The sequence below is a fragment of the uncultured Ruminococcus sp. genome (assembly GCF_937915125.1).
GTDB lineage: Bacteria > Bacillota > Clostridia > Oscillospirales > Ruminococcaceae > Ruminococcus_C.
The window spans coordinates 1-7611 of sequence record NZ_CALDMP010000018.1 but is presented as its reverse complement, the minus strand read 5'-3'; the positions used below and the strand labels follow the sequence as shown (position 1 = coordinate 7611).

General features: G+C 49.2%; 12 protein-coding genes. 3 read left to right on the top strand and 9 right to left on the bottom strand.

The annotated features are described in order from the left end of the window. Nucleotides 1-5 precede the first annotated feature (5 nt). From Q0418_RS01580 to Q0418_RS01550, 7 genes are all read right to left on the bottom strand, one after another. On the bottom strand, nucleotides 6-443 hold the full coding sequence (locus tag Q0418_RS01580; RefSeq protein WP_298481792.1) for a hypothetical protein: 438 nt from the start codon (nucleotides 441-443) through the stop codon (nucleotides 6-8). A gap of 101 nt (nucleotides 444-544) precedes the next feature. Further along, nucleotides 545-955, bottom strand: coding sequence for a hypothetical protein (locus tag Q0418_RS01575; RefSeq protein ID WP_298481791.1), 411 nt, complete (start codon nucleotides 953-955; stop codon nucleotides 545-547). Between the two features lie 4 nt (nucleotides 956-959). After that, a complete protein-coding gene (locus tag Q0418_RS01570; protein ID WP_298481790.1) occupies nucleotides 960-1442 on the bottom strand; it encodes a hypothetical protein in 483 nt (160 codons plus the stop codon). Continuing rightward, nucleotides 1427-1759, bottom strand: a complete 333-nt coding sequence (locus Q0418_RS01565) for a hypothetical protein (protein WP_298481789.1) — start codon at nucleotides 1757-1759, stop codon at nucleotides 1427-1429. Before Q0418_RS01565 ends, Q0418_RS01570 begins: the two co-directional genes overlap by 16 nt. Before the next feature lie 153 nt (nucleotides 1760-1912). After that, nucleotides 1913-2254 (bottom strand): hypothetical protein, encoded by a 342-nt coding sequence (locus Q0418_RS01560; RefSeq protein WP_298481788.1) that lies wholly within the window; start codon nucleotides 2252-2254, stop codon nucleotides 1913-1915. After that, nucleotides 2251-2607, bottom strand: coding sequence for a VRR-NUC domain-containing protein (locus Q0418_RS01555; RefSeq protein WP_298481787.1), 357 nt, complete (start codon nucleotides 2605-2607; stop codon nucleotides 2251-2253). Before Q0418_RS01555 ends, Q0418_RS01560 begins: the two co-directional genes overlap by 4 nt. A gap of 4 nt (nucleotides 2608-2611) precedes the next feature. Then, entirely contained in the window at nucleotides 2612-3664 is a 1053-nt protein-coding gene (locus Q0418_RS01550; RefSeq protein ID WP_298481786.1) for a DEAD/DEAH box helicase family protein, read from the bottom strand. Between the two features lie 91 nt (nucleotides 3665-3755). On the opposite strand from Q0418_RS01550, the gene Q0418_RS01545 reads away from it, so the two are divergent. Continuing rightward, nucleotides 3756-3968 (top strand): hypothetical protein, encoded by a 213-nt coding sequence (locus Q0418_RS01545; protein ID WP_298481785.1) that lies wholly within the window; start codon nucleotides 3756-3758, stop codon nucleotides 3966-3968. Continuing rightward, complete coding sequence (locus tag Q0418_RS01540; protein ID WP_298481784.1) at nucleotides 3965-4246, top strand: type II toxin-antitoxin system YafQ family toxin; 282 nt, start codon at nucleotides 3965-3967, stop codon at nucleotides 4244-4246. The genes Q0418_RS01545 and Q0418_RS01540 overlap by 4 nt, the downstream gene beginning before the upstream one ends. A gap of 316 nt (nucleotides 4247-4562) precedes the next feature. On the opposite strand, the gene Q0418_RS01535 is transcribed toward Q0418_RS01540, so the two are convergent. Beyond that, nucleotides 4563-6644 (bottom strand): DUF927 domain-containing protein, encoded by a 2082-nt coding sequence (locus Q0418_RS01535; protein ID WP_298481783.1) that lies wholly within the window; start codon nucleotides 6642-6644, stop codon nucleotides 4563-4565. Nucleotides 6645-6740: 96 nt separating this feature from the next. Beyond that, complete coding sequence (locus tag Q0418_RS01530; protein WP_298481782.1) at nucleotides 6741-7274, bottom strand: PD-(D/E)XK nuclease-like domain-containing protein; 534 nt, start codon at nucleotides 7272-7274, stop codon at nucleotides 6741-6743. 78 nt (nucleotides 7275-7352) lie between these two features. Between Q0418_RS01530 and Q0418_RS01525 the strand changes: the two genes are divergently transcribed. Then, nucleotides 7353-7611: recombinase family protein (locus Q0418_RS01525; protein WP_298481781.1), on the top strand; the 259-nt coding region annotated here is incomplete at its 3' end.

Sequence of the window (7611 nt, the reverse complement as noted above, 5' to 3'; positions counted from 1 at the left end):
AACCCTCAAGAAGGTTGATTCGTTTCAGTTTCTTCTTCTGCCATATCCGCATCAGGGAAAGCTGCTTCTTCGTGTAGATCATCTGATTCTTCCGCCTCCTGCAGCCCGGCAATGAGCGCTTCCGCCTTTCCATTGTTGGGTACGCTCTGCTTTGCAATGGTTTTCTTTTTCAGAGCGAGTTCTTCCCGCTGGACGGTCTCTCCGATCAGGTCCTGCAGCTTTTCCGCCGCCTTGACGTTCCCAGCAACAGCTTCCTCGTATAAGGCTTGTATCACGTTCATAGCGGCGCTTTCGTTTTCCTTAAAAAAAGCCTTTGCCGCTTGTTTCAGGCTCCTGTACGCCCTCCTGGACGCTCCTGATGCGATGCCGCCTTTTCTTGCGATTTCTCTCTGTTCGTTCTCTGTTCGCTTGTCGAACGGTATCAGGTTTTCTTCATTTGCCAACGTCCTCCCTCCGTTTTTCAGGTATAAAAAAAGCGGGTCAGCTTTCACTGATCCGCTCATACTATTTCATAATACTATTTTACCACAGTCAAGGTGTAATGTCAAGTACTTTTCATCAATTTTTTCAGAGCCTTTCTGTGTAAGTACATCGACTGATCCTTATTTCGGATACATAGCGCTTTGTTGATCTGGTTCCATGATTCCGCTTTCACATATCTACGCCAAATCAGCAAGCCAAGTTTTTCAGGCAGTTTCCGTGTGATCTCTTTCCGAAGCAACGCTTTTTTCTCTGTCCATAAAGTCAGTGCCTCTTTCAGCTGGATTTCCATATCATCCAGCTTTTCCGCGTGCCGTTGTGCTTCCGGAACAGGTTCGCCGCGGCTGCGTGGCTCACTATCATAGCATACGGATCCGATAATCCCTGCGCTCGCACGAATTTTTGCAATATCATAGGAAAGCTTGTTGATACGGATTCGTGCATTTCTGCACTGGATAAGTTCTTCTTTCGTCATTCCATCACACCCACAAAGCAACACCGGCTTCTTTCCTGCACTGCAAGATCAGCTCTTTAAAATCAACCTTGCCAAGCGAAAGCGCTGCATAATACGGTGACAGCAACTCGCGCTCAATAGCCTTTATACGATACAGGTATTTTTCATTACCCGTTTCCGCATATTGCTTTAACGCCGATCTGTAGCTGTCCATCTGCAGTTTCAGCACAAGTCTTGCGATCTCCACATACGCTTCATCGCATCCACGATTGAAAGCCGTATCTTCCGGTCTGTCCGCTTCGTACTCCGGACATTCCAGCACATGCCATGTTTCCATGCGATAACTTTCACTTCGTTGATTTTTTACACTATTTTCCGCAGTCCATCCTTTTACTGGCTCAAGGCGCACAGACCAGCTGCAACCGCATATGTATTTCCCGTTTACCATTTTCGGAACGGCGTTTCTGCACGTCCAGCACAGTGTTGGTGTTTTTACTTCTTTGTCCATTTCTTGTCCTCCAAATCAACATCAATCTCCAGTTTGTCCAAGTCGATGTGATACAAATCACGCATCCTTGCGATTGCATCATCCGCTGTCGGGTCTTTTCCCATAATTTTTGGCATGTGCAGTATATCGCAGACAGCGTAATAAAACCGTGTCAGACGCCCTCTGCGCCATCCAAACGCCATTTCAAGCGCCATCATGCATATTGCTATGCCTTGCAATACGCCGTCTCTGAGAGCGCTCAGAGCGATTTTACGCTGCATCTCTTCATACGACTGCACGGAGATCGGCACCGTGTAGCGGTCACGTTTTGTTTTCATCCGCAAACCACCTCCGCCGTGCGCCATCCAATCCATAGCATAACGGCACTCTCTCTTTGCCTCTTTCCTGCAATCCTCGGAGCAGTATTTCCGACCACGTACTGATTCAAATATGCTGCCGCATAGTTTGCAACGTTCTTCCATGTCTTCACCTCACGTTTCTAAAAAATCCTTATCATATTCCAACCCACACAATGCCCGATACAATCCTCTGCAAACCTCGCACCCGCTTTCCCAGATACTACCCTCATATTTCTGCACCGCCCGAAGCATCCGCATATGCTGCTGTACGATATTCCATTTCAGGGAAAGGTCTTTGTATGTATCCAACACCTTTGTCTTTTCCTGCTTTGCCTGCGCCTTTTCCATTCCGCCAAAACGGTATGCCAGATACAGCCCACGCAGTGCCAGAAAGAGATATTGTTCCGGCATTTCCAATCCATCCGGCATGGGTGCATTTTTCGCCGCAGATCGTTCCAGTTCCTCCTGCTTCATAGCTGCATGTACCTCTCAATGATTCTGACAGCCTCTTCCCATCCGTGGCAGACGGCGCAGCAGTATCCCTGCTTGTCCAGCTCCGACAGCCACCAATTCTGATTGTCAGATGTTCTACCAGACTCCGTTTTCATTTCAATACGCAGTCCGTGATATTTTCCACGTGCCACTGGCAAGTCCAGATCTGGTACACCTGATCTCACCCCAAGTCGTTTCAATCTCGCTCCCTGCTGTGGCGTGCATTTTCTCTCGTTTGGGATATGGTACAATAGCTTCAGCTCCGGATATTTTATCCGGATGCTTGCCTGCTGTGACCACTTGATCACCGCCGCTTGATGCTGATCCTCTGTCATATTCTCACCTCATCATCACTCTGTTGAGTATCTGCGATGCCTGAAATTTTGTCAGCTTGTCGCAGTCCACATCATATGTTTTACACCGTTTTCGTATCATCTCAACCTGCTTTTCCGTTGCCTGTGCACTGCCCCAGCGCTTGACCATGGACAAATCCCACAGATACCGCTGGTCTGGATGAAATGTCAGAAGCTCCTGGTACACCGTATCAATTGCCTGCTGCATGGGCATTTCACGGCCGCCGTAGATCACATTCCCAAGCTCATCCTGACAAGGTATGGTAAGCTTCACACGATCTCTTAAGCTGCACACCAGACGTCCGTCCGGCATCCGAAAGAAATTGATCCCCCTGGTATCATACTGCTGCTGTTTTGCCCAAAGCTGCACAATTTCCGTGTTTCTGATCCAGCTCTGCGGACAATCGGATGCACGCTCTGCTTTTTCCGGCAACTCAAACAGCATTCCTTGTACCTCCTGCTGTTTTGCCTGTGGTATGCTGTCGATGTCGATCCCAAGCAGTGTCGGTGCGGTGCAAAGGCTTGCCCTTCCCGTAATACCGACACAGTCGATGAGTGTCAGCTTGTCCTTGTCCGGATGCAGCCGCAGCCCTCTCCCTACCATCTGGGCATAGAGACTGTCAGATTGTGTTGGACGTGCCACAATGACCGTTTCCACTTCCGGCTGGAAATAGTCCAGTACTTTCCGGTAGGTTCTGGCGGCGGCATGATGCGCCTCGTCCACGATAATGGTGTGGAACCGGTATGGGTCGAACTGTTCCAGCCGATGTACAAGGCTCTGCACCGATGCGGAAACCACCTCGTCTGTTGTTCTGGAATGGTCTGCCGCCATTTCCACCCCGGTGGAACAGTCGAAATATTTCAGCGGCTGGCGCACCAGCTCTTCCCGGTGAGACAGCAGCAGCATATCTCCGTGCCTCGGCAGATTGGCAAAGGTTACGGTTTTCCCAAGCCCTGTTGCCATCTGCACCAGATACCGCCCAGGCGGTCTGGATTCCAGGGTATCAATGCATTCCTGCTGGTAATCTCTTAATTGCATATCCTTCTCCTTTCTGTTGACTTTTTTATGATTTCGTGATATACTAATCGTAGAAAATAACGTGCTTTTCCCCGATAAAGGAGGTAATTCCATGAGTACAAAAGAAATGCTGCTGCACGAAATTGAAGCCATGAACGAAGCACAGATGCAGGGCTTGCTGCTGTTCATCCGTGGCTGTTATGCAGATGTTCCAAATGAAGAGACACTTGCTGCAATGGAAGAAGTGGAAGAAATGAAACACCACCCGGAGCAATATCCAGGATATACGGATGTGGATGAAATGATGAAGGATCTGCTGCAATGAAGTACACCATAAAACCAACCTCACAGTTCAAAAAAGATCTGAAGAAAATGCAGAAGCAGAAAAAAGATATCAGCTTATTAAGCGATATGATCAAACTGCTTGCAGATGGGCAGACGCTTCCAGAAAGAAACCGTGATCACGCACTTTCCGGGAATTATGTCGGTTGCCGGGAATGTCACATCCAGCCGGATTGGCTGCTGATTTACGAAATAGAAAATGATACATTGTTTTTGTATCTTTCCAGAACTGGTTCACACAGCGAGCTTTTCGGGAAATAACACAGGCAACAGACTGCATCATGCGGTCTGTTTTTTTGTGGGACTGTGGAACAGTGTGGGACAATATGTCCCACTGAAAAAATGACGTAATTCTGCTATTATTTTTATGTTGTGGGACTGTGGGACAAATTCGCACATTTTCCTATACGTGAGGAATATTTTTTATACGGTAATTATTGGATTCATTCGTAAAAATACACGTGATATATTTTTCTGTGTATATGCGAGGAAAAAGTCCCACAGTCCCACACGCCCGAAAATGCGTGGTTTTCTAGTGATTTTTGTACCACAATCCGTCCCACATATTGTCCCACAGTTATAGCAATTCTTCCATTTCGTTTTCAATACTGTCGTAAGGTATTCCAGCATCTTCCTTGCTACTGTCCGGCAATTTCATCGTAACACACTCTGTGTTTACACCGTGAATCCGTTTCCCTCTTGTAAAATTTCTTCCCCTCGTCAGAATCAATCCCCTTGACTTCATCCAGCTGAGCAGTGCCCGGCTGTCATAGCCAGCATCCTGTGCGGCTTTCCGGAATACGCTGGAATTGATATAAGCCCAGCCGTTTTCCAGTGTACCGTACACCTCGCTGTTGACGTTGTCCAATGCAAATTTATTGGCATGCATGGCAACCCAGTCGCACATGTACTGGTATCCACGTTCTCCGGCAGAAACGCTTGCTTTTGTCTGCAAAAATTCTGCGATCTCGTCCGCCGTCAGATGCTGCCCTGTGTGAAAGATCAGTTCATCCGCAAGCTTGTCCGCCGTGAGGATTGCCGCCGCTGCCATGGCTTGCTTTTCCGTGGTGTCCCGTGTGGACAGCGCCTTAAACTGCACCGCATATTCCGCCTTTGCCGCTTCGATTTTTTTCGCCGTCAGACATTCCACAAAGGCTTTCCCGGCGTGCCCGAAGTTTTGCTTTACCGCAGCCGAAACCGCCATACCGTCCCGTACAACGGCTTCTGACGTACGGCATTCAATGTCAATGACACGGTTCACGGCACCTGCCCCAGCACCGCTCTGTACAATGGGAGATTCCCCGGTGGTCAGGATGCAAAGCGACCATGTCGGTGTCCTGTCCACGCCGCCGGATCTGTTGCCTCGTCCTCGCCCAACACCCTGCGCCAGCTGGTATACATCAAATTTTGACTTCCCGTGGCTGTCCTTGGACAACTGCAATTCGTCGATGCACATGGGGATATTGTTTAAAAATCCTGCGGTACGCTCGTGGCTGACCTGCGTTGCATTAAACGTCTGCACATATCGCCCGATTGTCGGGTCTCCCCATACGCTTGCCGCAAGCATCAGACCAACTGTCTTACCTGTTCCGGATTCCACGCCCCAGAGGTGCACGAAAAACGGCAGTGCGCCGATGTGACACAGCAGCACGCTGGCAAAAGATGCTGCAAGCAGAATCTGGGCTGTACGGCTTTCTTTTCGGCACAAAATTGCAGTCTCTTTCCATGTGTCAAAGCTGCCATGCGTCCGTATTGCCTTGTACATCTCGCTGTATCCCGATTCTCCGTCAAAGATCAAGTCCGGCTGGTACGGGGAAAATACACCATCGTCTCCTACATATCCCAGTCTACCAACGCTTCTTCGCTCTGGCAGGATGTCATAATTTTTGTTTTCCACATCGCAGAGATACTTCACCAGCAGCTTCGCATTTTCCGATGTCACAGCAATGCCGATGGATGCCAGCTGTGTGATCTTATTCGCCACAAACAGGATATCCTTGCCATAGACTGCATACCGCCAGCGTTTTCCTTTGCTGTATGCGATCTTCAGCTTTTCTTCTCCGGTGTCGATGTTCACAAGACGTTCCACCGGCATGATAGGGTGACAACAGGCAACCTCTTCAAAAGTTGAGCCAGTACGCTTCACGCCATTTTCATCACAGAGCCACTCACCGCCGTCCAGTTCCATTGGCTGGTTCGGGAACGTGGTTGGGTTCGTCACATCCGGACTGCCGCCGGAATTCACCAACCGCATGGATTTTTCGAACGTCTTGAACATCTTCTGAAATCCAGTGAATCCAACGGCTTTGGCATTCTCCGCCAGCTGCTGCAATCGCTGCTGCCGCAGGAACGGCGAATTCGCACGGAATGCGTCCTCGTATGGCTCTGTGCTGTTCAGGAAATCATCCTTGGTGTAAATCAGCTGGATGTTCAGGTGATGCTCTGTGATGTACTCCGCAAGCCCATCCAGTGTCAGCCGGAAGCATCGGTCAAACACATCCTGTTTTCCTTTTTCTATGGCATTCTGCCGGAGTGTGGCGATCTGGGTGTTGATTTTATGAGAATCGTCCCCCAGCAGGATCATGTCCGACAGCACGTCCACAACAGCCTTTGCATCTCCATAGGACAGCGACGAAAGCTGTTCTTGTTTCAGTTCCAATATATCAGCTCCTTTCTATCGGGAGAACAACCCCTCCCATAAATAGCGCCGCAGAGGGCAAAAGTTGCACGCCAACGTGCAACTATGAACTCGAATTTACACAAAATCCGAGAAAAGTTTAGAAAGGATCGCCGTCTGATAGAATTTCCTCATAATCTGAGAGGTCACCCACAGCAGCAGATCTACGCAAAATCCGCTTCGCAGATAATCCGGACGGCATTTGCATTCCATTCCTGTGCGGATATCATTCCAAAAATATGACGTCTCTGCTTTTCCGCCGGACAGCAGAGATCTTGCTGTTTTGTGATGGCTGACGGATTCCGCAATATCCACGGATAATTGGTAAACTTCGTCTGATATGATCGTTTTTCCGACGGATGCTTCAACGAATTCGGCATACTCCTCTTTCCCTGATTTTGTACGCCTGTCGAACTGCGGCAGTACGGCAAATTCGTCGAAAAATGCGTCAGGCTCCAGTACCATTTTATGTACTGCCGACCCGGTCAGAAGCGCCGGCGTCTGCTCTACCGGATGCTCCTTGCGGTACTGGTAATGCAGCGGTGAACGGTGAATCAGATCAAGGTCAGACTTGGATACCGCCTGATGTGCATGGTACTCTGCATTCGTCATGGTTCCATCCTCCGGATCCCCTGCATCACATGATAGGCGAGTCCTATCCCATCCATATCTTTTGGAATACAATCGTCATTGCAAAGCGGTGCAAATGGGCATGTCCTGTTTGTGCATGGTCAGCTCCGTGAGTGCAAAGAGTTTGCAGCATCTGAGGGTATCACGATTGTCGGCGAGTACATCGACCGTGCCATCAGCGGCACAACAGATCACCGACCTGACTTCCAGCGGATGATCGATGACAGCAAATACGGAGAATTTGATGCAGTCATCGTGTACAAACTTGACAGATTCGCACGTAACCGCTACGACAGCGCCGTATATAAGTCAAAGCTAA

Excerpts from the sequence above, each read along its gene's own strand:
- Q0418_RS01530 (WP_298481782.1), bottom strand. The coding sequence starts at position 7,274 with ATGACGAATGCAGAGTACCATGCACATCAGGCGGTATCCAAGTCTGAC.
- Q0418_RS01565 (WP_298481789.1), bottom strand. The coding sequence starts at position 1,759 with ATGAAAACAAAACGTGACCGCTACACGGTGCCGATCTCCGTGCAGTCG.
- Q0418_RS01555 (WP_298481787.1), bottom strand. The coding sequence starts at position 2,607 with ATGACAGAGGATCAGCATCAAGCGGCGGTGATCAAGTGGTCACAGCAG.
- Q0418_RS01540 (WP_298481784.1), top strand. The coding sequence starts at position 3,965 with ATGAAGTACACCATAAAACCAACCTCACAGTTCAAAAAAGATCTGAAG.
- Q0418_RS01570 (WP_298481790.1), bottom strand. The coding sequence starts at position 1,442 with ATGGACAAAGAAGTAAAAACACCAACACTGTGCTGGACGTGCAGAAAC.
- Q0418_RS01575 (WP_298481791.1), bottom strand. The coding sequence starts at position 955 with ATGACGAAAGAAGAACTTATCCAGTGCAGAAATGCACGAATCCGTATC.
- Q0418_RS01560 (WP_298481788.1), bottom strand. The coding sequence starts at position 2,254 with ATGAAGCAGGAGGAACTGGAACGATCTGCGGCGAAAAATGCACCCATG.
- Q0418_RS01545 (WP_298481785.1), top strand. The coding sequence starts at position 3,756 with ATGAGTACAAAAGAAATGCTGCTGCACGAAATTGAAGCCATGAACGAA.
- Q0418_RS01550 (WP_298481786.1), bottom strand. The coding sequence starts at position 3,664 with ATGCAATTAAGAGATTACCAGCAGGAATGCATTGATACCCTGGAATCC.